Consider the following 26,872-nt stretch of genomic DNA (forward strand, 5'->3'; position numbering starts at 1 on the left):
TTTATAATCATGCTCCAGAGGGTTATACTTGTCCCTTTTGTTTGTTGGTTTCGGGCATTGAAAATGAACATGTGCGTTCTAAGCAACGGATATTATTTATAAAGATCATTACATAACGGCTTTTATTGCTTCTCATTGGTATCCGAATAATGAAGGGCATGTTCTAATCATCCCTAATCAGCATATCGAGAACATTTATACATTGGATGTTGAAATTTCAAACCGGATACATGAGCTGGAGATTGAAGTTGCTAGAGGACTTAAAGAAGTTTATAAATGTGATGGCGTTTCTTCTAGACAACATAATGAGCCGGATGGCAGCCAAGATGTATGGCATTATCATCTACATGTGTTTCCAAGATATCATGCGGATAATCTGTATGGCACTTATGGGAAGTTATCGGATGAGACAGCAAGAAAAAATTTCGCCCAATTATTAAGCGGATATTTGAGCAACAATAAGAACATTGGGGCTTATTAAGTTGAGAGGGGGAGAAGTATGAAGCCAAACTTTTTCGAAAAAGTTATAGAGTCAGAAGAAGAGTTAAGGTCTTTATTTGGGTACCCAAGCGAATTGGTTAACAACAAAACCATAACTTTTATAGATCATCATTGCCGTGATTATATCTCAAAATCCCCAATGCTTTTTATGGCTACAAGCGGTTCGTCCGGTGCTTGTGATGTCTCTCCGCGCGGGGACGCAGAAGGTTTTGTTCACGTGTTGGATGATAAACATTTAGTGATCCCTGAACGCCCTGGGAACAGACGGTTTGATTCTTTGCGGAATATACTTGAGAACCCAAAAGTCGGTTTGATATTCATCATTCCCGGACTTGAAGAAACATTAAGAATAAATGGGCACGCGAGTATAGTTAAGGATGAAGAAATATTGAAACCTATGGAAGCGCATGGTAAAGTCCCGGTCATTGGAATAGGCGTGGAAGTTGAAGAATGTTATATGCATTGTGCAAAAGCCTTTAAGCGGTCACATTTGTGGGATGACGATTATTGGCTTGCGAAAGAAGTATTGCCTAATCCATCAAAAATACTGGCGCAGCATGCCCGCAAACTTGGAGTTACTCCAGAGGATATCTCGAAATCACTAAAAGAAAGCTATGAAAAACGGCTATATTAACATTTTTGACTTAGAAATGGAATGGGATTTGCCCTTCATTGTATGCTATATTTGATCTGGATAAGGCAACTGATCATTTTACAGATAATATTGGAGGCATCACAATGAGTAAACGTTATCGAATGACAAGAGCAATGCAGAATGATGGAGATTCAGCACCAACCCTATCTTTAGAAGAGTGTAAGCAATATTTCGCATCCAAACCTGATTTCACCTATACATCAGTTTTTACAGTAACAGGTGCCACTACCATGTCCATTGAGGGAGATTTCTTTATGTGGAGCTATGGTGATATAACAATCCCATTTAGACATTATCAGGGCGATATTTATGTTTCTGGCGCCAATGAAGCCGTGATTCCTAGAATGCTTGAGGTTGCGAGTGATTTAAGAGCAGATATTGTGGAAGGGTAAAAAAAGATGCCCCCTGAATCCTTCAGGGGGCATCTACTGTTAATTTTTGATGCGCTCAATCGTTCAAACGAACGGTTGAGCGGATTTTTTTGTATTAACCCAGTTCTACAACTACTTGGTGTACAGCACCGTCTCCAACAGGAGTGATGATGTTACCTTCTACAGCTGCGCCATCCAAGGTAAGACTAGCTACACCTTTGGATACATGGTTCGGGTTCTTGATTTGAATCACATAAGTATCTCCACGGAAGACACGGGTGATTTCAAAGCTGTCCCACTCTGTAGGAATACAAGGATCGATCTTCAGACCATTGAAGTCCGCTTGAATACCAAGGATAGATTGTGTAATCGCTACATAGTTCCAAGCAGCAGTACCAGTCAACCAGGAGTTTTTAGCTTCCCCGTGGCGAACGGCATCTTTACCTGCGATCATTTGCGAGTATACATAAGGTTCAGTACGGTGAATTTCGCTGATATCCTCCAAGTAAGCAGGAGCAATTTTAGCGTAAATTTCAAACGCTCTGTCGCCATGTCCAAGTACAGTTTCAGCGATCATGATCCAAGGGTTATTGTGGCAGAAAATACCAGCATTTTCTTTGTAGCCCGGAGGGTACGTAGAAATTTCACCCAGGTTCAGATAGTACTTGGAATATGGTGGCTGTTGCAATACGATACCGTATTTAGTATCCAAATGCTCTTGCACGGAAGTCAGAGCTTTTTCAGCTTGACCATCTTCCACACCGATACCGGCCATAACACAGATACCTTGTGGTTCGATGAAGATTTTACCTTCTTCGTTTTCTTTGGAACCGATCTTGTCGCCATAGTGGTCATAAGCGCGCAGGAACCAGTCACCATCGAAACCGTGAGTCAGTGTGATTTCACGCATGTTGTCAATCTTAGCTTCTGCATCCGTAGCTACATCATTAAGTCCGCGCATCCGGCAGATTTCTGCATAGTCCGGTCCAACGAAGACGAACAGACCCGCGATAAATACGGATTCCGCTACGCGGCCTTCGATGTTGGCAGTAGTTTGGAAAGATTCGCCCGGCTCTGTAGAGAAGCAGTTCAGGTTCAAGCAGTCATTCCAGTCTGCACGGCCGATCAGCGGCAAGCCGTGAGGTCCGAGATTGTTAGTTACATGCTCGAAGGAGCGTTTCAAGTGCTCAAACAGAGTAGCTGTGTTATCCGGATTGCTGTCAAAAGGAACCTGCTCATCAAGAATCGAGGTGTCGCCAGTTTCTTTGATGTAAGCAGCTGTGCCAAGGATCAACCAAAGCGGGTCATCATTAAAGCCGGTACCGACTTCATTGTTACCTTTTTTAGTGAGTGGTTGGTATTGGTGATAGGCACTGCCGTCTTCAAATTGTGTAGCGGCAATATCGAGAATACGTTCTTTAGCACGTTCAGGGATTTGGTGCACAAATCCGAGCAAGTCTTGGTTAGAATCCCGGAAGCCCATACCACGGCCAATACCGGATTCAAAGTAAGAAGCGGAGCGGGACATGTTGAAGGTAACCATACATTGATATGGATTCCAGATGTTAACCATACGGTTCAACTTGTCGTCGCCACTTTGGATTTGATATTTGGACAACAGGTTATCCCAGTGTGCAGCCAGTGCAGCCAAAGCGGCGTCCACTTGAGCGTCTGTAGCAAATTGCTCGATCATAGCCTCTGCTGGTTTTTTGTTGATTACGTTCAGAGATTCCCATTTGTCTTCTTCTGGGTTTTCAATGTAACCAAGGACAAAGATGAAGCTTTGCTCTTCTCCTGGCTCCAGAGTAATGTTCAGGGCGTGCGATCCGATAGGGGACCAGCCGCTCGCTACGGAGTTAGTTGGTTCACCTGCAGCAACAGCTTGCGGGCTTTCCAGACCATTGTACATCCCTACGAAAGCTTCGCGGTCAGTATCAAAGCCGGCGATTTCTTTGTTAACAGAGTAGAAAGCGTAGTGGTTTCTGCGCTCACGGTATTCTGTTTTGTGATAGATAACAGAACCCTTCACTTCAACCTCACCAGTGCTGAGATTGCGTTGGAAGTTAGTCATATCATCTTGTGCATTCCAAAGACAGAATTCTGCAAAAGAGAATAGCTTAACGGATTTCTTCGCGGAACCCGTGTTTTTCACTACAAGACGATGTACCTCAGCATTATGACCCATAGGTACAAAAGCAAGCTGGTTTACAGAGATGCCGTTGCGTTCACCAGTAATGGAAGTGTAGCCAAGACCGTGACGGCATTCGTAGAAGTCCAGATCACGTTTTACTGGCATCCAGCCTGGAGTCCAGAAATCACCATCATCATAAAGATAGTAGTAACGGCCGCCAGCATCCATTGGGATATTGTTGTAACGGTAACGGGTCAATCTTCTGAGACGAGCGTCTCTATAGAAGGTATAGCCACCAGCAGTATTAGAAATAAGTCCGAAAAATTGTTCATTACCAAGGTAGTTAATCCAAGGGTAAGGTGTTTTTGGTGTGTTAATTACATACTCTTTACGAGTGTCGTCAAAGGTACCGAATTTCATGTGAGAAAGTCTCCTTTCGATTGTGAACGCGCGTTTATAAGTTTCAGGAAAAATTCCCTCGAGGGAAGAGATTCTTTCCGTTGTTTCTAAAAGATAGTATTAGGCAGTGATTTCGAGAACCAATGATAGCAGCTTCACAGAAAAATATGTATTCTTCAGTGAATGATGAATCTGTGCTACTTCTTCGGCGGTTGACAGGAATCTCTCTCCACTAAACGAGCTGGAAAGCTGATCGTGCTGAAAGTCGGCTGCTGCGAATCACACAGCTCGATTACTTTTTCCACTGCAGCCTTGGACATTTCATAAATCGGCAAGCGTACAGAGGTCAGCTTAGGCTGAATACGGGATGCCAGCTGAATGTCATCAAAACCAGCAATGGAGATATCCTCAGGGACAATGATTCCGTGTTCGGAGAACGCTTCCATCGCTGAAATAGCCATGTCATCGTTGGAAGAGAAGAAGGCAGTCGGCAAAGGTTCACCAGAAGCAAGCAGCTTCTTGACCTCTTCATAAGCCGTCTCTTTCAGAAAATCACCCTTTAGGATAAACTTCTCATTCATTGGCAGACCATGTTTTTTTAGCGTATCCTCATAGGCCGTGTAGCGTTCTCGACCAGAGTACGTATTCATTTGCCCGCAGATGATGCCGATCTCTTGATGGCCTAGGGAGATTAAATGTTCAATCACTTCTGTGGTGCCCTCGTAATCTTTGGAGTTCACAATGGCCAGATGATTGCGGTCAAGATGCTCCGACATAATCTCTGAGATATCATAATCAATCAGTACAAGCGGAGAATCCAGTCCCACCATTTCGCGGACGATATTAATATCCTTCTGAGTGCCGACAATTATACCACCGTCAATCCGTTTTTGCAGAAAAGCTTGTTTTACCTTCAGAAAATCGTCCGGAGAGTATACCGTATGAATCAGAACGTAACATCCGCGGGCATTCGACGTGTCGACTACGGCATCGACGAATGGTGCAAAGTAATTGTTCTGATAAATTCGGGTAGTGTTCTCTTTCTCGTTCATACTGATGGCGAACAATCCGATGGTATCGGTTTTCTTACCGGCCAGAGCCCGTGCAAAGCTGTTCGGTTCGTACTGATGTTGCTCAATCACCCGCAGCACCTTAGCCCGGGTTTCTTCAGGAACATTGGAATAGTTGTTGATCACGCGGGATACCGTACTTCGGGAAACCCCGGCCAACTTAGCAATATCTTCGCTGCGCATGTTTCCCCTCTTTTCATAAACGCGCGTTTATGAGTTTATTGTAAGCGAAAGCATCGTATAAATCAATCGTAAAAAAAGAAATTTTGCGATCAAGTTAATAAAGGGTGACCTATTTTAAATAGAAGAAGAATCCTACCAAATAATGATAGAGCAGAATAACTAGAAATAGTTTGTATAAGTTTTTTGCGGAGAAAGTGCATTGAAAGCTATGAAAGTCATGCTACTATTGTGATAAAGGTTATTGAGAATGATAATCAATGACAATAAAGCATAGGAGTGAAGGGATCAATGGCAAGATGGGGTCAGAAGTTTTTGTGGGCAGCGGTACTTATAATGGCAATCACCGCGCTGGCAGCATGCGGAACGAATAACAATACTGCGAAAGAAAACGTTGCTAAGACAGAGAATGCAGAGGAATCTACCTCAGCGAGCACTAGCGCACCAACTGAAGGAAGTGGAAATGCCGCAGAAGAGGGTGCAACCCGGACGATTGCCGGGGAATTCGGGGATGTTGAAATTCCAGTTAAACCGCAACGGGTAGCCGGGATCTATGTAGAAGATTATTTGAAGGCATTGGGCATTACCCCGGTGGTTCAGTGGTATCATCCAAGCTGGGGCAAACAGGATTATTTAAATCTGGATGTGCCAGAATTCGATATCACGGGTAGCGTGGAGGCATTATTGGAAAAAGACCCCGATTTGATTATTGTGGACGGAGGCGCTGATGCGGCGAGGTATGAACTATATTCCAAGATAGCACCAACTTATCGTCTACCTGAGTCGGTGTTGCAAGACTCAAGACAAATGCTTACAGCTATTGCAGATGCCCTTGGTATTCCGGAGAAGGCGGAATCCGTCCTTGCAGCGTATGATCAGAAGGTGGCAGAGGGGAAAGCTAAGCTGCAACAGGCCCTGGGTCAGGAAAAAGTAGCGGTGATCCGGCTTAACGTAGCGGATAAAACCTTTGCTCTATTTGGTGTTAAAAACCGCTATACCGGTGTGATTTATGATCAATTTGGGCTGACACCCGTGCCTATGGCGGCAGAAATGACCGAATTTCAATCTGTTATTTCTGAAGAGCTTATTCCTCAGCTCGACGCGGATCATATTATTGTGTTCCCTGATAATGGGGGCTGGGATACTGAAGGGAATCAGGAAGCGATTCAAATACTTGAGGGTCCATTGTGGAAGAGTCTGCTTGCGGTGAAGAACGGGAATGTCTATAGAATGGAACGTTCCCACTGGCAGTCCGGTGCCATCACAGCCAATTCGATGAAGCTTGATGACTTGCTGAAAGCTATGGTGAAATAAAACGGTAGCCGTCGTAAGGAATAGCATAAAGAAGGTCTATCAGCATAGTTGATAGACCTTCTTTTTTATTCTAAACTATAGTAAAGTGAATGAAAATGGTTCTCAATTGGAGGGCGCTAGAATGGCAGAAGATTTACAAGACAGCAATAAAAAGAGGCTATTCTATAGCTTGATTAACATAGAAGCCCAATCCTTATCGGTGAACGGACAGACCTTAGTGTTTCAAGATCATACCCTGATCATTGTATCGGAAGGACAGGGATGGTTAGAAGCCGAGGAGAAGCGTTTTCCCCTGGAAAAAGGTGTCGGGTTCTTGTTCGAACCGGGGCTTATAAGCAGAATCAATGCCGAGGAGCGAGGACTTAGCTTTTATAGGCTTACTTTTGAAGTAATCGAAACCGGGGGAAGTAAGCAGAGTGGAATGGAAAAGGGGACTAGAGAAGGAATTCTCCGGTCTGGTCCGCTAAGCTGCAGACCTTTTTCACAATGTGCACTACTGCTTGAGGCTATCTATCATAGTCGCAGAAGTACGGAAGAGATTGAATGGTTCGCAGGCCATACCCGCTTTCAAGAGTTACTGCTGCTGATCATGCGGGCAAATTCCTCTGTCATCCAGATGAAAGGAGCCCATGAGGCGGTGCAGCGTTCCATCCGCTATATGCAGGAACATTATAATCACGCCATAACCGTCGATCAATTGGCTGAAGTGGCAGGCGTTACACGTGCACGCTACACACAGATTTTTAAAGAAGTGACAGGGCGGATTCCCTTAGAGCATTTGAACGGACTTCGTATTGAAAGGGCCCAGCAGCAGTTGCTGCTTACGAATGACCGTATGCATGATATCGCGTTATCCGTAGGATATAGCAATGAGTATTATTTTAACCGGCGTTTCAAAAGATCGGTGGGCGTTACGCCCGGCCAATACAGAAGCTTCCATCAGGAAGGGCTGCGGGTGTTCGCTCCTTTTCTGGAAGACTATCTGCTGGCTCTGGATATTACACCGGTGGCGCAATATTCTCATGCTCAGTGGGGGAAGCAGGAGTATCTGTCCCTCAACGATGTGCCTGCGGTTGATATTTCAACTGGCGATTGGCAGGAGCTCTCCCAGTACATGCCCGAACTGATCCTGCTGGATGATGGCTTTCAGCGTTGGCACCTGGATGAGTGCAGCCAAATTGCTCCGTTGTTCAAGCTGCCTTTTCATCAGGAGGATTGGCGTGCCACGTTATTTTCTGCAGCAGCCGTCTTTGGCAGAACGGACCGTGTCCAGGAAGTGATCGGCAATTATGAGCATCGGGCGCAGCAAGCTAAACGAGTGCTAAACCGTTCTGTCCAAGGGCAGACTGTAGCATGCTTAAGAATATCTTCCTACGGAATCAATCTCTATGGATGCGGGCAATTGGGTTATACAGGTAGCGTACTCCATCATGATTTAGGTTTGCAGCCCCATGAATTGGTTCCGAAGTTGACCCGTGGACAGAAGCGGGTGAGCCTAACAAGAGAAGAGCTTGCGAGCCTGACTGCAGATCATTTGTTCATTACCTTTGATCGACAGGAAGGAGAAGGACGGGAACTGCTGGATACACCGCTTTGGCGCAGTCTGCCCGCTGTGCGTAGTCGCTGTGTATATGAGGTGGATTTTATGGCCTGGATGAATTACGGGGTATTGTCGCATCAGCGCAAGATTGAAGATGTGCTAAGAGCGTTAGGGTAAGTCAGAAACTAGTCCAGATAAAAACGAGGATAATAAGTGCCACTATACTGCTGAGGCGAGTCATTAATAAATAGGCATCACTGGGCTCAACATCGCCTTTCATCATCCAGCCATAGCGCATGTACCATCCCAAATGAGGAAAGAAGATATTAAGCAATGCTAACAGTACAAAGAGGAATATAAAAATGCCCATGATTTATCACTCCTTTATCTAATGTATACGCCAGACTATACGGAGCGTTCCCCAACTAACGAGTGAGCTTCCATATATTTATTTAAGCTATCGTAATGAGAACAACGGGATTCTTTTTAGGCGGGGGATACCCTAGCCACCTTGACAGGTGGTTGGGGTATTTTTGCGGCACTATTTAAGGCTGTGTTATCGAAGGTGAATGTTTAGAGGCGTGCTTGTTGTGTTTACATAACAAAGAGTTCGGAAAATATAAAAATGTATTTCTAAAAATAAAGGAGGAATTGATCGATGTCTAACCAATATACGATGCAAGATCCTACCACTCAGTACACTAAGGCTGGACCGGAATTTCAGCAGCAACAAGAGGAGCCGGGTTTGCAGAAGAAAATGAATCCAGTACCTGATACAGGAGAAGATACCTATAAAGGAACCGGGCGTCTGACCGGACGTAAAGCGTTAGTTACGGGAGCGGACAGCGGTATAGGTCGTGCTGTTGCTATTGCTTTTGCGCGCGAAGGTGCAGATGTTGTTCTATCTTATATGCCTGAGGAAGAGGAAGATGCAAAGCAGGTGCTCAAGCTAGTGCAGGAAGCGGGTCGTACTGCAATCGCCATTCCAGGTGATCTGAAGGATGAGGCATACTGTGAACAACTCGTCGATACTACGGTTAAGGAGCTAGGTGGAATTGATATTTTAGCCAATATCGCGGGCAAACAGCAATTCGTCCCAGACATCGCTGATCTCACTACGAAGCATTTTGACGACACATTTAAGACGAACGTGTATGCCATGTTCTGGCTGTGCAAAGCTGCAGTGAAGCATATGCAACCGGGCAGCACCATTATTAACACTTCTTCTATTCAAGCTTATAATCCCTCGCCGATCCTTTTGGACTACGCGACTACCAAGGCGGCTATTAATACATTCAGTAAGTCTCTCGCTCAGCAAGTAGCTGATAAGGGAATTCGCGTCAATGTAGTGGCGCCAGGTCCTGTATGGACACCTCTTCAAGTTGTGGGTGGGCAACCGGAGGAAGTGCTGAAGGAGTTCGGTGCGAGCACACCACTAGGTCGTCCGGGACAGCCTGCGGAGATGGCTCCGGCATATGTATTCCTGGCTAGCCAGGAATCTAGCTATATCAGTGGCGAAACACTGAATGCGAACGGCGGAACACCAACTCCATAAGCCGCTCAGCGGAATGTTGATATTGTAAATACGGCGAATCATTCAAAAGTACCCTGCTAATTTTAGTGCGGGGTGCTTTTGTTTTTATATATAGAAAGGAGTATTATCGAATTCGAGGCTTTTTCTCCCATTATTTTCATAGAATATGATCTATACTGATCAAGATTGTCGAATACATAGGTTTCCTGCGATTACCCAAGAAATAATTTGAACGGCTCTAAGTTTTAGGGGAGACCACAGAAAGAATTAGGAGATGTATGATGCGAAAAAAGAAACTAGCAATCCTCACAATTTGCTGTGTCTTATTCATGGCGTGTTTTCAATCGGGATCTGTCCTTGCGGATAAAGGAAACGGAACAGTAGTAGATAGTGGAACCAAGGAAAGGCTGATGGAGAAGTATGATCTTGTAGAGCCTGAACCCGCAAATCCAGCAGCGCATGGGAGTCAATACGATTTTGGAATCAGTAACCCTATTTCTTTATTGGTCAGCATCAGTAGGCTGTATTTGTATCCATATGTTTTTGCAGCACAGGAAATAATTAATCATTTGATCGATCAAAGCGAAATTAGTTATTAGTTACTTGTATGTCCTTCAAAATATAATCCCAGCTATCATAATCGTTCATATCCTCAGGAACTTCTAACACACAAATATTATTAATATTCCAACTTAATTCTTGTACCGAGGTTGCTTCACGAACGGGATTAAGAATAAGAATAATAAATTCGTTCGGTTTTAATAAACCAGATAAAATCGATTGTAGCTCTACAGCCTGTTCATATGAGGCGGACCATCTAATGAATAAAGTTTTTTTACTGGTGATTAACTTGTCCCAAAATCTATTAATTCGTAATTCCAGCTTCGCTTTATACGAAGGATAGGTTGTAGACCAGTGTTTACCTTGGTGGATTGGAAAATCATGAACGGAGATAATGTTATATAAAGTATCCTGAATAAAATAGGATTTCACTAATGCATTTTTGTTCCAATTAGGATAGACTGGTATTCCATCCTCCAGAAAAAAATGTGTTTCATCAAGGATTTGCAGATTTATTAATTCCATGAAATTTTGAAATCTATTCTTATACAGTCTATTTACATCAGCCAATGAATAAGAAACCATCCAGTCGAGTGGCATGGAGAATTTCCTCAAGCTATTTCTTTGCAGATTTATAGCAGGAGCACAAGACATCCCTAAGCTTACTATTAAATCATAGCTTTTTTTCACAGCTTGTAATTTCATGGACGCACCCATTTTCAATCAGATTCAATTCCTAATAAATTATATACACCATTTTCTAGGAATGATTGGACTTTAAGTGTAATGAGAAACACAGAAAAAAGAGAGCAGCAATTTCACTGCCCCCTAAACCTATTAGTTACGTTGTAACAAAATATATCCGCTAATGTTTGAAGTCTTTTTACGAAAGACTACTTTAAAACCAACATCGTTGTCTAATAAGCAAGCCAAAGCGGTGTTAAGCAATCCATTGGGTCTCAAGCTAGGTCTGCAAGGCACGGCATTTCCAATAACACGGGCGGCAATAATCCTACGTGCTGATCCAGCAACCAAAGGATTTCTGCTCCAACTGATCAACACTAAATCAGGCTGACGAGTAGCCATGGAAGATCTACCCCTTTCTATTAAGTTTCTTTATATAAAATGCACCATAGATTTTAATGTGCTAAACCATAGCGGAGTAAGGAATACATAGGATCGAGTAGGGAGAGGGGCGAATAATATGGACAAGGTGTTACATAAGATAGCTAATTTGATTAGCGGTGAGGCTAATAGAATCATCATTGGGATTTCGGGTCATGGTGCATCTGGAAAAACAACGTTTGCTCATAATCTTTTAAAGCTTTTGCAGCAGGATGATGTGAATTATATTAATACAGACCCCTATATTGTTGAATCTAGTCTTAGAAAATACACTTCTATCGACTATGAATATAAGAATGAACATTACCACGATAAAGTGACAGCTTGTCATCCTGCTGCTCATTATATATCTGCTTTAGAGAGAGATATTCATATGTTGAGGGATGGGTTGGATTTTTACACCATTGGCACGGACTATACAAAAAGTATGTTCATATCTTCACAAAACAAGATAAATATTGTAGAAGGCATGAGCGTTGCTTTTACTGACCCAAATTTGTATGATCTGAAAATCTACTTATATACGGATGGAGAAACCGAGTTGGTGAGAAGGAGTATACGTGATGTTTCTGAAAGAGGAACGGATATAAATTATTTAAGAAAATCCCATGAACAGCGCAGGATGCAATATGAGTTGTTTATGCATTCTTATCATCATAAATTTGATATCGTTTTAAAAAACTCCAATGAAGAGTATGTTCTTGAAAAGGGAACGTTGTAAAGTCAACTTCATTCTCGTGGAGTAAAAACAGTGAACAGCGAATCAGGCAATATATTGTGTTGGTCCAGTCGGATATCAATAAAAACACGGAAGCCGCTTTACTGGCTTCCGTGTTTTTGGAACTGTGTAGATGAACAGACGCTATTTATTTACCGCTGAGTCACCTATTGGAGTGAATGTATTCTCCACAGTAATGTTAGAGAACTTAGCATAGTTCAGTTGTTCAATCTTATTGGCAACATCATTACTGTCAACGGCAAATCCGACATATACCGAACCATCCATAGCAATAGTTCGCTCGCCAATTAGCTTCCAGTCTTTTCCGTCCGTTGATCCGTAAGCATAAAAAACATCTCCCTTACGGCCAAGTTTGAGCCAATACCCTTGCTCCACACCATTTATTTTGAACGGAATATCTGGAACAAGTTGAATGCCAGCTTTTTCAGCAGCTGATACGCTGTCTAAAGTTTCAGTTAATTCATCAAATCCTCCGCTCTTAATGTTTCTGCCCGTCAGATAAGATGACCAGCTGGTTTCTTTGGACAACTTCACATAGGAGATACCAAGGGCCGCCGCGGCACTGTCTTTATTCAAGTCATCGCGGATCATTAGCCCGGTGAAGGCATGGTTGTCAACGGCCCCGATTTCTTCGAGCTTCGCGGTAAATTCCATATCTCCGTTCATTTCTTTATACACGAAGTGGAAGTCATCTTTGGTTGCATTGTTCGCTTCAGAACGTTCTGTGCCACCTTCACTTTTTCCAAGCTTTCCGTTGCCTTTAACGGTAAGCACATCATTTGTCATACTTCCGGAACCCTTAATGTACGGATCACCGATATCTGCTGTAGTCCAACTCTTTCCAGCCAGGGAAGAGGTAGCGGTATTGACATGAATGTTAGCAGCTGTGGTCTGCGTCTCATTTCCTTGGGTATCGGTCACTCTTGCAGAGATATAGTATGAAGCATCCGTTAAATTCTTGAGGGTATACGTATATGTGTTGCCTTTTTTGACTGCTTCCCCAAGATATTTAGAGCCATTATATACAGCAACTTTTTTTATTTTGTTTCCGGATTTAGGGGAAGCGTTAATTTTAACTTCGACCTCTTTCCCGGTAACAAATTGTGCATTGTTTTCTGGCGCCAAAAGCTTAGCAGCGGGGTTGTCGGCGACGTGTTTCATATCAACTAGACCGTTAATATAAAGCTCAAGCCAGGTGTAACCATTTTTAGTAACCGTTTTGTATGCATCCTTGATGCCCCAGATTTTATTTTTCTTTTCCCACTTGTCGTCTATTCCGTTTTGATTAGTGTCAAATTGCTTATCATATTGTGCCTCAATGACGCCAAAGTCTGAAATGTAACCCCCGACTTCATGTTCAGTGTTGATATATCTTCCCGAGTTCTGCTCGACTTCTGCCACAATTCTTGCATCGATAGCATCGCGACGCGGATAGGTAGCTCCCGCTTGTTGCAGAATGCTTTTTAATAGTGATTCATTCGCTTGCTTTACGCCGGACTTAACATAATTATCAAATGCTTTATTGGTAATACCATGGTTAACTCCAGTACTGTCCGCGGAAAGATATGGTGTGGCTGCAAGGGTCGTCTTTTGTTCACCACTCTGTACACCGGAAAATTTCACATAATCTGAAGAATCATTCAGTAAGCCTGTGAGCTTGCCGTTAATTCTGTTTCCAGCGATGTAGAAACCGCCCAGCTTGGTAGCTTCACCGGCATCAATGACTCTGTTAGTTACATTATCTCTTGTACCTGGACCGGCAATTTCGATATTGTTCATAAAGTTAGTAAAAGTAAAACCTCCGCCATAAGTGCCGTTAAAGCCCCAATTGTAAATTACATTGTTCGAGAACTGAACAACCGCCACATGATCAGCATCTGCAGCACCTGCGTAACCGCCGCCTAGTCTTGGGTTTCGCGAGGTATGGTTCGCATACAGATTGTGATGGAATGTTGTTTTGTCTCCGCCTGAAATACCACCGTAGCCATGTCTTCCTTTGGAATGCCCGGATAGAGTCAGACTTTCGGAAATAATGGACCACTGGATCGTGCCATTTTCGCCTCTATATAAAGATAGAGTTTCATCTGTGTTCCAACTGAAGGAACAATGGTCAATGAGGAAGTAGCTGTTGTCTCTCCCCCAAAGCGCATCCATTGAATCGCTGCCATTATACACATTAGTGGCACCCGGACGGAAAGAGGTGTAGCGTATGATGATATTCTCTGAATTGCTGATATTGGTATCCCAACCTGCAATGGTAATTCCGTTGCCTGGAGCGGTTTGCCCAGCGATGGTCAGGTTTTTAATATTATTGAGACTTAACGTGCTCTTCAGTTCAATCGTTCCGGAAACATGAAAAACAATTGTACGACCCTCTTTAGGAGTAGATAAAATCCCATAGCGAAGGGAGCCTGCAATCGGTTTGTCTTTTACAGCGTAATCTTCAAGGGTAGTTACGATGTATACATCGCCTCCTCGACCACCGCTCGTATAGGCGCCGCCACCTTCCGCGCCAGGAAAAGCAAGAATAGAGGCACCCGCAAAACTTTTGTCTCCGTCTGTCTGCCCTGAAGCTGCAAGTGTGTGACCTCCTAAAAATGAAAACGCTACCGAAAAACTCAATAAGACACCCATAACCTTACCTGATTTTTTACTCTTCCATTTCATCTTTTTGACGTATAACATGGATACAGTCTTATCGCTGAATGCTGTTCCTGTTATACTTCCTCCTCTCAGTGAAATGTTACTGGTCTGCGACAAGCAGCTTACTGGTAATACTTTAAAACTTTTAGGGCGTATTTACCTGCCAAAAAAATCTTTTTTTGTGCCAACTATTGCTCTTTGGTTCTTGCGCAAACGAACAAATTCATATTATGTTCTTAGTATTACAGCAGCTATAGTGCTTGGCATTCCATGACGATAGGGAGAAAAACATGAATATTAAATATCAGCATCGTGACCAGGCGTTTCACTCCTTTATTTCTACCAATAACACTTATCCTCTTCATCTACACAAAAATGTAGAGATAACAATGGTTTTGTCCGGCAAAATCAATATCAACATCAATGGAAAAGAGTATGATTTGTCTGAAGGAGACATAGCGATTATTTTTTCCAATCAACCTCACAGCTACAAAACCATAGAGAAAAGCCAGATCCTGCTGTTCTTTTTTGACGCCACGTTTCCGGGGGATTTTGCGGGGGATTTGCTTAATCATGTTCCGGATAACCCTATAGTTTCGAAACAAAAGGTGCTTCAAGATCTGCTGGCAACCTTGTATAAACTATATAAAGAACAATGTGATGTTCGTCTGCTCAAGGCTTATACCTCTGTAGTATTAGGGCACGCTCTGCCGTTACTGCTAATGAAAAAAGTAGACTACAAAAAAGAAATGGATCTCGTCCCCAAAATCCTTGCTTACATCGACATGCATTTTTTAGATCACATAAATCTGGATACGCTTTCAAGAGAGCTTGGCATTAGTAAATTTATCATTTCCCGAATCTTTTCGGAGCAGTTTCATATTTCATTTCGTGATTACATCAATGGCCAACGGGTAGCCTTTGCTCATATGCTGCTGTTATCCACTACCCATCCGGTCACGGATATTGCGTTTGATTCCGGATTCAACAGTTTGCGCTCTTTCTATCGTGTTTTTAAAAATGAATACGGGATAACCCCCAATGAATTTCGCCGAAAAGTATCGAAGGAGTGTGTAGAATGAAAATGCTGAAGATGGCTTATATTCTATTTGACGGAATGACTACGTTAGATTTTGTTGGTTTTTACGATGCGGTTACCCGGATGGGAGTTCTAAAGGCGATAGAAAATGTATCGTGGGATTTTTGTTCCAACAAGGAAGAAGTCACGGATGATCGAGGATTGACGTTGAAAATAAACCAGGTTTCCCCTGATCTGTCAGCCTATGATTTGATATTTATCCCTGGAGGGTTATCCACTCGACAACTTAGATTCGATACTGATTTTATAACATGGATTCAGACTGCTCGAGAGGTTGAATACAAGGTGTCAGTGTGTACAGGGGCTTTGATTTTGGGAGCTGCCGGTTTCTTAAATCAGAAGAAGGCGACTACCAACCCTTCTGCATATGAACTATTAGCACCTTATTGTTCCGAAGTAGTTAAGGAACGGTTCGTAAGGGATGGAAATGTTTTTACTGGGGGAGGAGTAGCAGCTTCGATTGATCTGGGTTTATATTTCATAGAATCGCTTACTAATGAAAATGTAGTTCGAGAAATTCAAGAGAAGATGGATTACCCATATTACAAGCCAATTAACCCTTCCAAAGGGAAATCATAACTATAATATATGGGAATTAATGATATAATATCCATATGGTACTTTTTGATGGCAGGGACTTCAGCTGTTGTTAATGTAGTGTCAGTAAATAAAAGAGAAATAGTAATACAAAATATGAGCGGTGATCAAAATACAGTCACAATCCCAAAAGGAATATATAAGTTAATAGATGTAAATGAGGAGTACTTTATTTCATATAATAGTAGAATAGGGCAAAAGCCATTCTTAACCTCAATAGAACCAAGTGCGAAATGATAATTTGAAAAATCGGCTGTAAGTATAAAAAGCATAAAGATGGTGGGATTGTTTTGCGTGCAGTTAAGCCTATAATGTTATGGTTTATTTCGACGATTTTATTCACCCTGGCAGCCTTTGGATTGGAGCTTTGGGAAGGAAATAAAATAAGTACAACAGAATATTACGGTTTTCAAAACATTGGGTTTGCTTTTATTTTTCTGATGTTCCTTTTTTCAGTTCTTCTTTACCCGGTTATACTGCTTCCTTTATCATGGGTTATTCGAAAGATAGTTAATCCTTTAATAAGCCGCATAATGATATTCTTATTGAGTGGTATTGCGGGATATGGTTTCTTTTACGAGGTGTACGATGAACGCTTTATACGGGAATACCATTTGAATAGTAGTACAGCTATTGTTTTTTTCGGAATTGCTGGTTTCATTTATGTTCTGGTGGATTACTATTTTGAGTCGCAAGCCATTAAAGCCGAACAAAATCCCTGCTAACCGTGGCGGCCGGCAGGGATTTTATTTTTAATCTAAGAATTGGGTAATTTGTCAACCTCATCAGTAAAGGCTTCCAAGTACTGGGTGAATATTCCTGTATCTATTTTGGTGGTTGCATCATTTGCAATAGGAGGCGTATCTTGGATTTGTTTGTACATACGATCCATCTCACCCGTGAGCTTAGCCCAGATGCTTTTAACTGAATCATATTTTGCATCAAGGTTGTTGATATAATTATCATACTCCATTTTTTGGGTCATTGCTTTTGCTAATTGCTCGATTGTAAAATCTATATCTATTGTTTGACCCGTAGAGCCAGTTCCTGAACCTGCATACCAGCTGATATCAACAAATCCATCATTCCAAATATCTGAAACGACAAAATTACTGATTTCTTTAAGCGTCGCTTCAGGAGACTGTTCAGTTGTACCTGCATTACCTGAAGCTGAAGTATTAATTACAGGTTCCTTAAAGAGTTTCCTCACTTCGTTAAATGCATCCTTGTCCTTGTCATTAGACGAATATCCCCAACCAACTTTATCATCCTTAATAAAAATGATAAGTTCGCTATTGGAGGAAGACTTCTCACCTTGGATAAGCACGAGTTTATCTTTTCCGCCATCTTTGTCCGTATAATCAGCTGTTTCAATTACTGTAGGATTCTTAAGTTTATTATTCTCGGGTGTCTCAGTAGATTCAGCCATTTGGAAAATGGGTTGTACATCTGGAAGTATATTTTCGGATACGAATTTCTTTTTCGCTTCGATATCTGAACCATTGAGGAAAATCTCCACATAGTTGAGAGCCAGTTTCTCGGAAGCTGTAAGTTTCTTTTTTGGCTCAGGAGTGGGCTCTGAAGGGCTGGCTGTTGCTTCGGACGGTGTAACTCCTGTAGACGTTGTATTTTTTTTCTCTGAATTTGTTGTGGAACTACCACATCCTGAAAGGATTACAATAGTTGCCACGATACATAAAAAAGCTTTTTTGTTCAATCTTATATCCCCCTAAATCTGCTAATAATTGCTAGTTGATTCTACCAGATATAGGAATAGTAATCTATGAATTTTAATTTATGACGGAACCAATATATTAGATTAGCGTGTTTTATTTTTCGGAGGTGAACATTTTGCTGAAAGTACTAAGGGTGTGCGGTATTTTATTCAGTGCAGCAACAATCATTCTGGGAATCACATTTTTCCGCGGTCAGGATCAAGTGATAATCTCTTGGACTATGCTGGGGATGTGCGGAGCTTTAATATTTAATGGAGCGGCATTGTATTTGAAAACTAAAGATAAAATGGCTGTGCTATCCTCGATTGTTGGGATTGTACTGTTAATAGTCTCGCTTACTCAGTTTCCTTTTTGAAAATTAAAAACAACCTCGTCAACCTTAATGGGTCGATGGGGCTTTTTTACGTTATTTTCCTTTATATTTATTTCTTTTTCTTCTTTGTGGGTCCGATCTGGCGTCTTACCTTATCGTTCTCATCTACCTCAATAATATAAATCTCCTTCACTGTACCGGAGAGAGTAAACCATTCACGCATAGCTTCAACCTCAGTCATCGGTCCTAATATTCGTTTCCCCCTATAACATATAAAAAACACTCATACTCCTTAGTTTGTTTGCGGAAATGCAATAAATGCTTATAAAACAAATTATAAACCTGAGCGATGACTTTGTATGTAATAATTCATGCCTGGCGGGATATTTTTACATTGATTAACGAACGTACGTTTGGTTATAATACAAACAAATGTTCTTATCCTTGGAAGGTGAGTAATTATGCAAATAAGAATCGGTCAAACCATTGAAATAGTGTACCAAGATAAATCAGGTAAGATATCTCAACGTAAAATTGAAGTGAAAGGGATTCGTGGAGAATATATTCGCGCAACTTGCTTATCAACCGGAGCTCCGCGCGTATTTCTGGAGGCTAATATTCTTGCTTGGCAGCCTGTGCAAATGAAGCGACATGCTTAGTGACACCGCCCGAAAGCTACTAATGATCATGCGCCACTCTGCCGTGCATCATGCTCATATGCCAACTTTACAGGAGTTAGAAATCAAGAGTGGACGGACACCAAGTAAGATCATTAGTGGGCTTAGGGAATTAGTTAACGAAAAATATATAGAATGGACCCCGCACACTCCACCAGAGAGCGCCCGAATTATTGAAGGCTGGGAAAGGATTGACCCTAGGTTTAAAAAGAAAAAGTCAGAGCCACAAGAGCTCCAGTGGGGGATAGATGGTAGCAAAACGAATTACTGGACGGATTATTAGGAGGGCAACTTCATGATGAAAAAATTAGAGAACGTATGGGAGTGTAGCAGAATGATATTGCCCGAACATAAAAACCGGATTATAGATGACAATAATGAGCAGGAACGTCGTGAAAAACCCACTCTAGATCTACAGGAGATAGAGCGCTTTGAAAAATTGTTATATCGTTCGATGGAAGAGCACAGCCCGATTACACTCACTCTGTTTGATCCCATGGAGAATATATTAAAACGAGGTATCGTGATGAAACTGGATAAACAACAGGGAATTAAACTCCGCTGGTCGGAGGATGAGTGGGATTGGTTCAAGATGGAGGATGTTATTGCAATAACTACATAATTCACTTAATAAAAAACAGGTTAGGAGCAATCTCCTAACCCGCGCTGTACTTCTGATATTAATGTTCTGCTCCGTGGAATAAGACCACTGGTGAGGTACTTGGCAGTGCTGGCGCAATGCTGACGATAGTGAGGACCAACAATAAAGATACAGCAAATTTCTTCACAGAGACTCAACCCTTTCTTTGAAATTTATTATTTTCTCTTCAAAATCTTTAATTTGAGTAGTATCAGCACATGAACGTAATGATTCGAAGTATACTACTGCTTGTTTAAAGATTTTATCAGAGTTTGTGACCTCTGCAGAATCTAATAATTTCATGCTATATTTGATAGCTGTATTATAATCTTGAATTTTTGTTTTATATCTGATCATATTAATAAAAAAAGTTTCTTGGTAGGAATTTATTATAATTTCATCAGCAGCGGTATCCTCAAATTTTGAAATTCTATTAGAGAAAAGAGCTAAATGAGATTCAATGTTTAAATCAAAATTAGTAGCTGCCTTTAACAAAGTTATTAGTCCTGGTAGAACTTCTTTAGAGTTGGATAAAAGGAACGAAACATAGCGATCTATGAATTGAATATTTCCAGAAAGCACTTCTACTTCTAAAAGATTTGGTTCTGATATGTACTTATAATAGGCTACCTCATTTAATCCTTCAGCATCTAATCCCTTGAACCAACTCAAATCGCTATAAGCTTTAATGTAAGTTCGAGCTTTATCATAATTTTCAATTTCTTTGTGGGCTAGTCCCAACATAAGCAAGCTGTATCCATAATAATAAATTAAAGGTCGTTGGTGTTTTAGTTCCAGTTCATTATTGTGTGTGTAATTATTATAAATTTGAGTTATTCGGTTGAAAAAGGTATCTGCTAGTTTTAGAAGATTGGGCCAGCTTTCAAAAGAATATATCATTTTAAGAACTTTTACGGCTGGATCAAGATCTAGAAGATTTATATCTAAATCTAAATCGATATTTCCATCCAACAGCCTCACCTGCCTTTATTTTACATAATATACCTGTATTATACAATGTAATCAATAGATGGTCAATTAAGTGCTCCATATAAAAAATAGATGATTAATAGGGACCAATAAAGTAAATCTATCCATTGTTGCGCCATGATGTGTGCCTGGGTAAGCTTTGGCCCGATGGCACTGACACGTACTGCGTATGGCCAAAGTTTATTAAAAGAAAGTGAGGCGATCGGTGGAAATCAACTGTCTAGCGAACATATCGTCAGTTTGGGAGAGCCCGCGACTCATGCGGTCGCGCTCCCGTATTTCCGAGTTATTTTCGTCGAGGTATTGAAGTAACGGAAACGGAACGCTGGGCTGGTGAGGTTTGGTAGTAGTAGAATTACCGCTCTAGATGACCACATAAAAAGTCATATAGATTATGTAATGCTTCAAGAATAGCAGCAGCTACGACATAAACTAAAAGGTTGCTATTGATTAAATCATTTACCGTATTATGTTTTGTGAGTACAAACTGGAAGAATGTGTACATCGCAATTGTTGCATATGCAGCAACCTTGGAAATATTAAATAACTTATCAAAGATCATTAACAGTGCGTCCACCTCCTTAAGGAATAAATATTATCAATAAATACCTAATTTGAATATCTGTAAACAGAAGCTCAGAGCTGCTGGCAGAAGGCGGTTAAGCTCGATCCGGAATCGGCTGAGGCTAGGAGAGACTGTCTAGCCCTCTACGTTTGGAAGATGTGACAACAGTTGCTCTACTTAATACACAGTACGAAGATACAGATCATTAAACGAGTAGGAGTATCCCTCCTCTCCCAAAGGCTATGACGAAGTAGACGCAAACTATTCATTTAGTTGAGCAACGTGAAAATATAGTAAATAAAAAGCCTACACCATAAAAATGTAGGCCCACCCATTAAAAGTTACTCTGTTACTAATTTTGAGAAAATGCTTAAATCAATAAACTTTCCTTTGGACTTTTCGCACTTTCTCATTGTTCCTTCGAATGTATAGTTTAACTTTTGCAAAACTCTTATGGAATTATTGTTTTCGGGTTCGACTTTTGCTTCTATCCTGTTGAAATTTAAAGTGTTGAACGCATAATCCATCAGAGATTGAATGGCCTCAGGAGCATATCCCTTGCCCCAATAATCTTTACTAATATCGTATCCAATCTCTGCTTTAGCGTTTGAAGAATCTATAGAATTATAACCGCAGGAACCAATTATGCGATTTGATTCTAACTCGATTATGGAATAACGAATAGCTTTGCTTTTCAAAGACAGGTTATTAAGAATTTTAATCATTTCTACTGCTTGGCTTTCCTCAGTGAAACTATTGATATTCATAAACTTTGTAACCTCAGGATCAGACCAAATGTTAAACAAACTAGCAGAGTCAGATAATTTCATTTTTCTTAATTTTAGTCTTTTGGTTTGTATTTCTGTAATCAATATATTACCTCCATTATCTATTTATTTTGGGGTTAAGATATCGATATCTGCGCATAGTTCAGTCCCTTCAATATTTAATTCAACACTATTATAACGTAAGAGTTTTTTTATGTCACAGTACGAAGATACAGATCATTAAAGGAGTAGGAGTATCCCTCCAAAGGTTATGACGAAGTAGAAGCCTATTGCGCATCAGGGAAGAGAAGGTCGTCGTTTTGATAACGAAATGATGTTTTTATCCTTATCATCACCATGGTCCGCATTTTCTTCTATCTCTTTTTTCTCATCGTGAAACTCAACAGGAGATTGGGCCGTGATGTAGTCAAATGGAGTGTAATTATTATTTGGTAATTTTCTTGTAAGGATTACCTTTACAATAATGATTCCTAATGAGAGATAGAAAATCGCGCCTACTCCAGCCAACATGAATAGTACTAATCTCATTGTTAACACCGCCTTTGTTTGATTTTATAATCAAATGTTAATATTTACAAGAATCAGGCTGCTGAGTACTATTCATTCGACTGAGATTTGATGCACAGTAGGAAATGCTTGGGCCACTAGATTTTACAAATGGTGGAACCTTCGAACATACGGATGAAGTGTAGCACAATAGTCATACCTACATTACTTTAAAGCATCACAGAAAGGTTGTTTTACAGACACCATACTCATATGGATATCCGATCTCATCTTTAAATGTAACCTCTGCACCATATCGACAGATACTGCTCTTAGAGACAGAACCTTTAATGTTGTATATTTCATCTACTGTGCTTCTTGGTAATAAGATAGGTTTTTAGATATATCTGTTTCTAACGGTAAGACCAATTTTTATGTAGTTACTACATTGAATGATAATGGAAAGTTAAGTTTCAAACGAAGCATCAGCTACCCCTCAGAAGGCAGATCAACCTGAACCAGAACCATCTGGTGTTCGCGCAATACTCACAATTACATTAATAACTGGTCTTGAAAAAGTTAGTGTGGCGGCGGTGCCCCGACTGCTGTATTTCTGTAACGTTTCCGCTTAATTGGCTTTGTCAGAAGCTTCATAGATTAGGCAACGAAGGGTCTGATCGGGATAGCGGAACTCCGCGATATAGCTACTTCCATCTTCCAACAACAGTTTAACATCCACCATTCCGCGTTTGTTGTTAAACTCGGTGTCGGTTAGATAAGCTTTGACAATGGTTCTTGTTTCTCCCTGCTTGTCCGTGATGACCTGCACGGCTTTATGAATCCAACTGGCATCCTTCTGGATGGTGCCGGCTGCGTCGTCGTCGATGGGAGTTCTCTTCAGTGCCAAATTAATGGCTGTCGTATCCTCTACGGCACCGGTTGTTGCATTAATCAACACATCATATTCCCAGAATACCTCGCCTGATCCGAGCAGGGTAAGATTCTTGTAAGGAGCAAAATGAACTGTCCAGGTTGGACGTTTGTTTAGTCCCAGCTCAATCAGCATTCTCGATGTTTTTAGCTTGGACACGTCGGCATCGAACAGCTTGCGCACACTGTCAGAGGCCAGTGCCTCAGCTTCAACCTGGCTGATTTTCTGAGGCTGAAGCTGAGGCACAGTCGGATTTCGTTTGGACACGAAGTAATTCAGCCGGTAGTACCAGTCAATCAGCTGTAACAGTTCCTCATCAGTCATACTCCTCTCCGGGTAGGTGTACGTATTGGTTTCTAAATCTAGATACATATCTGCTTGTCCAGCCTTTAACGGCAGCTGCTGCTTGGGGCGGAGGCCGTCATACACATACTTATCGTCCAACACTTGTCTGCGGTTGATTTCGGATTCGGTTTGTTCCCGACCTGAAATATGGGGATCTTCTGCCTTGTCTATAAAGTCATAGATTTGCTGGATTTGCGCCGCTGTCATCTGTTGATACAGGTCTTGTTGTATGGTGGATACCGGCGCCGGCGCCTCCACCTTTAGCACGGGTATCGTGCTTTCGCTCAAAGCCAGTCGGTTACTGCCCTGAATTGACGAACTGTTCTTGGCGAAAACTACGGAATTCATCAGGCTGGGGACGATCAGAGCACTGGCTGCAAGCACACCAGCTGAAAACAGGATAACAACTAATGTAGCGAACCGCTTTTTCTTGTTCAATCGGATTACCTCCATTGGGATCTAAGATGATGAATCTTTATACATCTTAACACCAAGTTATTATAGAATTAGGAGGATAGTTGTTATGGAGTTGTAAAAAGATCGGATACTTCCCCTTCACCAAGGACAGTCAGGAGTTAATCTCAATTTTGTCCACGTTCTCCTTCAAGAGCCATAGCTACAATGCAAGAAGTGTCTTTACAATAAAAATGTGCCAGAAGCGGGAAGTGTTTACTTAGTGTCGTATTTACATCGATGTGATTAGTCATAACTTTTCACCTAATTGTAAGTATGATTCGTGGGATAATTACATGAACAACAATAAAGTTATTAAGAAGGACTTTAAAGCAGAAAAACGATTGGTTGCGAAGAAATAGATAGTTCGGAGAACAAGGAGTTTTTGTACTGATGAACAATAAAGATTTTCAATACAGAGAGACATACTTTATTGTGGGGAATCCAGCAACTCTATGGATACTCATACTTGGATTGGTTTCGTTTGGAACCAGATCCAATAGGTCATCTTATGGATTATGGTGGGATTGTAGAGGGGGATACACCGGATCTATTAAACTTGCTGGATCCCATTTGGTTTGGGAGTGATTTGAATTTAGAGCATGCATTAAATAACCTACGATATCACACTTCTTTAATTCGTTTGATCGCCCAAGAAGGAAAAGAAAATAAACCACTCTTAGTTCTTATTGTGAAGTAACCTGAAGAGTCGCTCTCCTGACAAAAACCAACATATGTCTCTCCACTGACTAAATGTATTTGTAGTTGTAATTCTGTTTCAATTGCGTGAAAAATCAGTGTGAGATTCATATTAAAGCCCCCTTGCATAAGATGATTATATTCATAAAATACCCACTTCATTGTTAATGAACGCAAAATAGTTGACAATTGACAATGTTGTAATATTTTAAGCGTGATTTTGGCATAAGCATGTCTATAACAAATACCCCGTCAATCACTTAAGGTTGATGGGGTATTTGTTATATTGATGAAAACTAACGATCCTTACCAGTGTTATAGAGCAGCATATATACTTCCCAATGAATTATATTAAGTTTATACAGTAAATTTTAATTCCTTTAGAATGATATTCAGGTGATTCCTAACGGATTTGTTTAATGGTTGTAAAGGCAAGGGAAGACTAGGACTTTTATTAAGCCAATTATTTCAGCAGCTGCTGAAATCACTCGAAGGCTACCGTAGCGATCGGTTCTAGTAATGTTGAAAGGTGTGGTGCTTCTTCTAAATGGCCACTTTGAGTCATTCTTGTGATATCTAGACATAACCTCGGAAATAAACCACCTAGCACTGAGTACCATAAGTCACAACCTGCACTCAAGCCTGGATATGCGGATGGATTCCCGCTTATTCCAAACGTAACATGGAGTGGAATAACAGCTCTGAGTTTTTCTACACGTAACTTGGCTTTATCAGATTCTGATGGTATGCCGGGAATCTTAATGGAACAAACATTAGGTAACCTAGCAATTCTGCTGTGCAGCTCATCACTGAAATGGAAATGTGAAGTGCCGGGATTATCATAAACACAAAGTGGAATGGAGAGTGAACTTGTCACCTGCTCGTATAGAAAAAACACCTCTTCATCTGTTAGTGCCTGATAGGAGATAGGAGCCAAGAGTACTGCACTTGCCCCAGCTTGTTGTGCATCTTCCGCTAATCGAAGTACTTCTGAAGTTCGAATCGCACTTATGCTTGTCATCACGGGAATCCCTTCAGCAGAACTAACAGCAAGCTCAAGGACACGCAAACGCTCCCCTCTACTAAGAGATACGCATAGTTACCAGTTGATTCCAGTACACCAATTGAGTCTACTCCTGCCTTTACCAATTCTTTAATAAAAAAAGGGACCAATTTTAGAGGCTAGGTGTTGTTAGAAATTATGAGTTGCCACGTTTGTCCCGTAGCGATTTAGATTCAGAACAAACATAAAATAACCTGTCAAGCTTATGCCTGAAGGGTCTATTAGTGCTTATACGATAAACTCTGTAAATACTGGGCTTCGAAGCATGCCAGATTTGGTCCAGTTCCTCATTCTTACCTTTGCTTGTAGCCGGGACTCCAGATGTACAAACTCCGTATCCTTACCTTTGTATATCAAGATATCAAAGATGGCGTAATACGCTGGGAGTGTCCCAGTGAGTTGAGTTATTTTATCAGTTCGTCTCGCTTGAAATCGGCTCATAACAGATTCAAAATCGGATACTCACAGTACGAAGATACATGGACAGAGAGGGTTAATAGCCCTCCTCTCACAAAGGTTATGACGTAGTAGATACATATTGCGACATGAAAAAAGATAAAAATGCTTATGCATCCTTATCTTTTTCAAGTAATTCTATTATTCTGTCTAATTTTTTCTCTATGCTACTAGTTTTATCTGAAACCTTGTTTTTGGTTCCATAATCACCTTTTAACAGTAAAACCAAGGGAATTGCCAAAACAAATGCCAACGGTATTAAAAAAAATAT

General features: G+C 41.2%; 31 protein-coding genes and 1 pseudogene. 19 read left to right on the forward strand and 13 right to left on the reverse strand.

What is annotated here, in order from left to right:
- Positions 1 to 124: 124 nt before the first annotated feature.
- From MHH86_RS12210 to MHH86_RS12220, 3 genes are all read left to right on the forward strand, one after another.
- Entirely contained in the window at positions 125 to 481 is a 357-nt protein-coding gene (locus MHH86_RS12210; protein ID WP_235219538.1) for an HIT family protein, read from the forward strand.
- Between the two features lie 18 nt (positions 482 to 499).
- Positions 500 to 1,135, forward strand: a complete 636-nt coding sequence (locus MHH86_RS12215) for a pyridoxamine 5'-phosphate oxidase family protein (protein ID WP_036685984.1) — start codon at positions 500 to 502, stop codon at positions 1,133 to 1,135.
- 104 nt (positions 1,136 to 1,239) lie between these two features.
- On the forward strand, positions 1,240 to 1,548 hold the full coding sequence (locus MHH86_RS12220; RefSeq protein WP_036685986.1) for a hypothetical protein: 309 nt from the start codon (positions 1,240 to 1,242) through the stop codon (positions 1,546 to 1,548).
- 94 nt (positions 1,549 to 1,642) lie between these two features.
- Here MHH86_RS12220 and MHH86_RS12225 read toward each other — a convergent pair whose 3' ends face one another.
- Both MHH86_RS12225 and MHH86_RS12230 read right to left on the reverse strand, forming a co-directional pair.
- Positions 1,643 to 4,078, reverse strand: a complete 2,436-nt coding sequence (locus MHH86_RS12225; protein WP_036685988.1) for a glycosyl transferase — start codon at positions 4,076 to 4,078, stop codon at positions 1,643 to 1,645.
- 176 nt (positions 4,079 to 4,254) lie between these two features.
- A complete protein-coding gene (locus MHH86_RS12230) occupies positions 4,255 to 5,310 on the reverse strand; it encodes a LacI family DNA-binding transcriptional regulator (protein WP_036685989.1) in 1,056 nt (351 codons plus the stop codon).
- Positions 5,311 to 5,598: 288 nt separating this feature from the next.
- Here MHH86_RS12230 and MHH86_RS12235 point away from each other — a divergent pair, with 288 nt between their 5' ends.
- On the forward strand, positions 5,599 to 6,621 hold the full coding sequence (locus MHH86_RS12235; protein WP_038570166.1) for an ABC transporter substrate-binding protein: 1,023 nt from the start codon (positions 5,599 to 5,601) through the stop codon (positions 6,619 to 6,621).
- Positions 6,622 to 6,742: 121 nt separating this feature from the next.
- Positions 6,743 to 8,338 (forward strand): helix-turn-helix domain-containing protein, encoded by a 1,596-nt coding sequence (locus MHH86_RS12240; protein WP_076100654.1) that lies wholly within the window; start codon positions 6,743 to 6,745, stop codon positions 8,336 to 8,338.
- Between the two features lies 1 nt (position 8,339).
- On the opposite strand, the gene MHH86_RS12245 is transcribed toward MHH86_RS12240, so the two are convergent.
- Complete coding sequence (locus MHH86_RS12245; protein WP_036685995.1) at positions 8,340 to 8,531, reverse strand: DUF6199 family natural product biosynthesis protein; 192 nt, start codon at positions 8,529 to 8,531, stop codon at positions 8,340 to 8,342.
- 288 nt (positions 8,532 to 8,819) lie between these two features.
- Between MHH86_RS12245 and MHH86_RS12250 the strand changes: the two genes are divergently transcribed.
- Both MHH86_RS12250 and MHH86_RS12255 read left to right on the forward strand, forming a co-directional pair.
- Complete coding sequence (locus tag MHH86_RS12250; RefSeq protein ID WP_038570168.1) at positions 8,820 to 9,716, forward strand: SDR family oxidoreductase; 897 nt, start codon at positions 8,820 to 8,822, stop codon at positions 9,714 to 9,716.
- A 308-nt stretch (positions 9,717 to 10,024) separates the two neighbouring features.
- A complete protein-coding gene (locus MHH86_RS12255; RefSeq protein WP_141240302.1) occupies positions 10,025 to 10,294 on the forward strand; it encodes a hypothetical protein in 270 nt (89 codons plus the stop codon).
- Here the strand turns inward: MHH86_RS12255 and MHH86_RS12260 are convergent.
- Positions 10,284 to 10,961 carry a DUF1796 family putative cysteine peptidase gene (locus tag MHH86_RS12260; protein ID WP_038574383.1) on the reverse strand — a complete coding sequence of 226 codons (678 nt, stop codon included), beginning with the start codon at positions 10,959 to 10,961 and terminating at the stop codon, positions 10,284 to 10,286. The genes MHH86_RS12255 and MHH86_RS12260 overlap by 11 nt on opposite strands.
- A 208-nt stretch (positions 10,962 to 11,169) precedes the next feature.
- On the opposite strand from MHH86_RS12260, the gene MHH86_RS12265 reads away from it, so the two are divergent.
- Together MHH86_RS12265 and MHH86_RS12270 are read left to right on the forward strand one after the other, a co-directional pair.
- A complete protein-coding gene (locus tag MHH86_RS12265) occupies positions 11,170 to 11,331 on the forward strand; it encodes a hypothetical protein (protein WP_155288122.1) in 162 nt (53 codons plus the stop codon).
- 129 nt (positions 11,332 to 11,460) lie between these two features.
- The gene (locus tag MHH86_RS12270) at positions 11,461 to 12,102 is read left to right on the forward strand and encodes a phosphoribulokinase (protein WP_038570174.1); all 642 of its coding nucleotides are present in this window, start codon (positions 11,461 to 11,463) and stop codon (positions 12,100 to 12,102) included.
- 141 nt (positions 12,103 to 12,243) lie between these two features.
- Here MHH86_RS12270 and MHH86_RS12275 read toward each other — a convergent pair whose 3' ends face one another.
- Complete coding sequence (locus MHH86_RS12275) at positions 12,244 to 14,787, reverse strand: Ig-like domain-containing protein (RefSeq protein ID WP_076317170.1); 2,544 nt, start codon at positions 14,785 to 14,787, stop codon at positions 12,244 to 12,246.
- 16 nt (positions 14,788 to 14,803) lie between these two features.
- Here MHH86_RS12275 and MHH86_RS12280 point away from each other — a divergent pair, with 16 nt between their 5' ends.
- The 5 genes from MHH86_RS12280 to MHH86_RS12300 all read left to right on the forward strand — a co-directional run bounded on the left by MHH86_RS12280 (position 14,804) and on the right by MHH86_RS12300 (position 17,184).
- Positions 14,804 to 15,037, forward strand: coding sequence for a hypothetical protein (locus tag MHH86_RS12280; RefSeq protein ID WP_141118532.1), 234 nt, complete (start codon positions 14,804 to 14,806; stop codon positions 15,035 to 15,037).
- A gap of 16 nt (positions 15,038 to 15,053) precedes the next feature.
- Positions 15,054 to 15,845: an AraC family transcriptional regulator gene (locus tag MHH86_RS12285; RefSeq protein ID WP_036686005.1), complete on the forward strand. Its 792-nt coding sequence runs from the start codon at positions 15,054 to 15,056 to the stop codon at positions 15,843 to 15,845.
- A 5-nt stretch (positions 15,846 to 15,850) separates the two neighbouring features.
- Positions 15,851 to 16,441 (forward strand): DJ-1/PfpI family protein, encoded by a 591-nt coding sequence (locus MHH86_RS12290; protein WP_038574385.1) that lies wholly within the window; start codon positions 15,851 to 15,853, stop codon positions 16,439 to 16,441.
- 48 nt (positions 16,442 to 16,489) lie between these two features.
- A complete protein-coding gene (locus tag MHH86_RS12295) occupies positions 16,490 to 16,696 on the forward strand; it encodes a hypothetical protein (RefSeq protein WP_143766171.1) in 207 nt (68 codons plus the stop codon).
- Between the two features lie 74 nt (positions 16,697 to 16,770).
- The gene (locus tag MHH86_RS12300; protein ID WP_076224052.1) at positions 16,771 to 17,184 is read left to right on the forward strand and encodes a hypothetical protein; all 414 of its coding nucleotides are present in this window, start codon (positions 16,771 to 16,773) and stop codon (positions 17,182 to 17,184) included.
- A 32-nt stretch (positions 17,185 to 17,216) separates the two neighbouring features.
- On the opposite strand, the gene MHH86_RS12305 is transcribed toward MHH86_RS12300, so the two are convergent.
- Complete coding sequence (locus MHH86_RS12305) at positions 17,217 to 18,176, reverse strand: hypothetical protein (protein ID WP_081384457.1); 960 nt, start codon at positions 18,174 to 18,176, stop codon at positions 17,217 to 17,219.
- A gap of 134 nt (positions 18,177 to 18,310) precedes the next feature.
- Here MHH86_RS12305 and MHH86_RS12310 point away from each other — a divergent pair, with 134 nt between their 5' ends.
- The 4 genes from MHH86_RS12310 to MHH86_RS12325 all read left to right on the forward strand — a co-directional run bounded on the left by MHH86_RS12310 (position 18,311) and on the right by MHH86_RS12325 (position 19,807).
- Positions 18,311 to 18,550 carry a hypothetical protein gene (locus tag MHH86_RS12310; protein ID WP_036686008.1) on the forward strand — a complete coding sequence of 80 codons (240 nt, stop codon included), beginning with the start codon at positions 18,311 to 18,313 and terminating at the stop codon, positions 18,548 to 18,550.
- 416 nt (positions 18,551 to 18,966) lie between these two features.
- Positions 18,967 to 19,167: a hypothetical protein gene (locus MHH86_RS12315; protein WP_036686009.1), complete on the forward strand. Its 201-nt coding sequence runs from the start codon at positions 18,967 to 18,969 to the stop codon at positions 19,165 to 19,167.
- The gene (locus tag MHH86_RS12320; protein ID WP_051491434.1) at positions 19,160 to 19,468 is read left to right on the forward strand and encodes a hypothetical protein; all 309 of its coding nucleotides are present in this window, start codon (positions 19,160 to 19,162) and stop codon (positions 19,466 to 19,468) included. The genes MHH86_RS12315 and MHH86_RS12320 overlap by 8 nt, the downstream gene beginning before the upstream one ends.
- Positions 19,469 to 19,480: 12 nt before the next feature.
- On the forward strand, positions 19,481 to 19,807 hold the full coding sequence (locus tag MHH86_RS12325; RefSeq protein WP_036686011.1) for a YolD-like family protein: 327 nt from the start codon (positions 19,481 to 19,483) through the stop codon (positions 19,805 to 19,807).
- A gap of 162 nt (positions 19,808 to 19,969) precedes the next feature.
- Here the strand turns inward: MHH86_RS12325 and MHH86_RS12330 are convergent, their stop codons facing one another.
- The 5 genes from MHH86_RS12330 to MHH86_RS12350 all read right to left on the reverse strand — a co-directional run bounded on the left by MHH86_RS12330 (position 19,970) and on the right by MHH86_RS12350 (position 24,368).
- The gene (locus tag MHH86_RS12330) at positions 19,970 to 20,797 is read right to left on the reverse strand and encodes a hypothetical protein (protein ID WP_036686014.1); all 828 of its coding nucleotides are present in this window, start codon (positions 20,795 to 20,797) and stop codon (positions 19,970 to 19,972) included.
- Positions 20,798 to 21,170: 373 nt separating this feature from the next.
- Entirely contained in the window at positions 21,171 to 21,392 is a 222-nt protein-coding gene (locus tag MHH86_RS12335) for a hypothetical protein (RefSeq protein WP_141240305.1), read from the reverse strand.
- Between the two features lie 329 nt (positions 21,393 to 21,721).
- Positions 21,722 to 22,252 carry a GNAT family protein gene (locus MHH86_RS12340; protein WP_076147212.1) on the reverse strand — a complete coding sequence of 177 codons (531 nt, stop codon included), beginning with the start codon at positions 22,250 to 22,252 and terminating at the stop codon, positions 21,722 to 21,724.
- 192 nt (positions 22,253 to 22,444) lie between these two features.
- Complete coding sequence (locus MHH86_RS12345; protein WP_036686019.1) at positions 22,445 to 22,696, reverse strand: DUF3951 domain-containing protein; 252 nt, start codon at positions 22,694 to 22,696, stop codon at positions 22,445 to 22,447.
- A 586-nt stretch (positions 22,697 to 23,282) separates the two neighbouring features.
- Positions 23,283 to 24,368 (reverse strand): hypothetical protein, encoded by a 1,086-nt coding sequence (locus MHH86_RS12350; RefSeq protein ID WP_081384458.1) that lies wholly within the window; start codon positions 24,366 to 24,368, stop codon positions 23,283 to 23,285.
- A 484-nt stretch (positions 24,369 to 24,852) separates the two neighbouring features.
- Between MHH86_RS12350 and MHH86_RS12355 the strand changes: the two genes are divergently transcribed.
- Entirely contained in the window at positions 24,853 to 25,083 is a 231-nt protein-coding gene (locus tag MHH86_RS12355) for a hypothetical protein (protein ID WP_143766173.1), read from the forward strand.
- A 356-nt stretch (positions 25,084 to 25,439) separates the two neighbouring features.
- Here MHH86_RS12355 and MHH86_RS12360 read toward each other — a convergent pair.
- Both MHH86_RS12360 and MHH86_RS12365 read right to left on the reverse strand, forming a co-directional pair.
- Positions 25,440 to 26,240: pseudogene (locus MHH86_RS12360) on the reverse strand (dihydrodipicolinate synthase family protein); the annotation flags it as partial.
- Between the two features lie 470 nt (positions 26,241 to 26,710).
- The gene (locus MHH86_RS12365) at positions 26,711 to 26,854 is read right to left on the reverse strand and encodes a hypothetical protein (RefSeq protein ID WP_339205124.1); all 144 of its coding nucleotides are present in this window, start codon (positions 26,852 to 26,854) and stop codon (positions 26,711 to 26,713) included.
- Positions 26,855 to 26,872: the final 18 nt, after the last annotated feature.

Source organism: Paenibacillus sp. FSL F4-0097, assembly GCF_038593125.1.
Lineage (GTDB): Bacteria > Bacillota > Bacilli > Paenibacillales > Paenibacillaceae > Paenibacillus_AQ > Paenibacillus_AQ odorifer.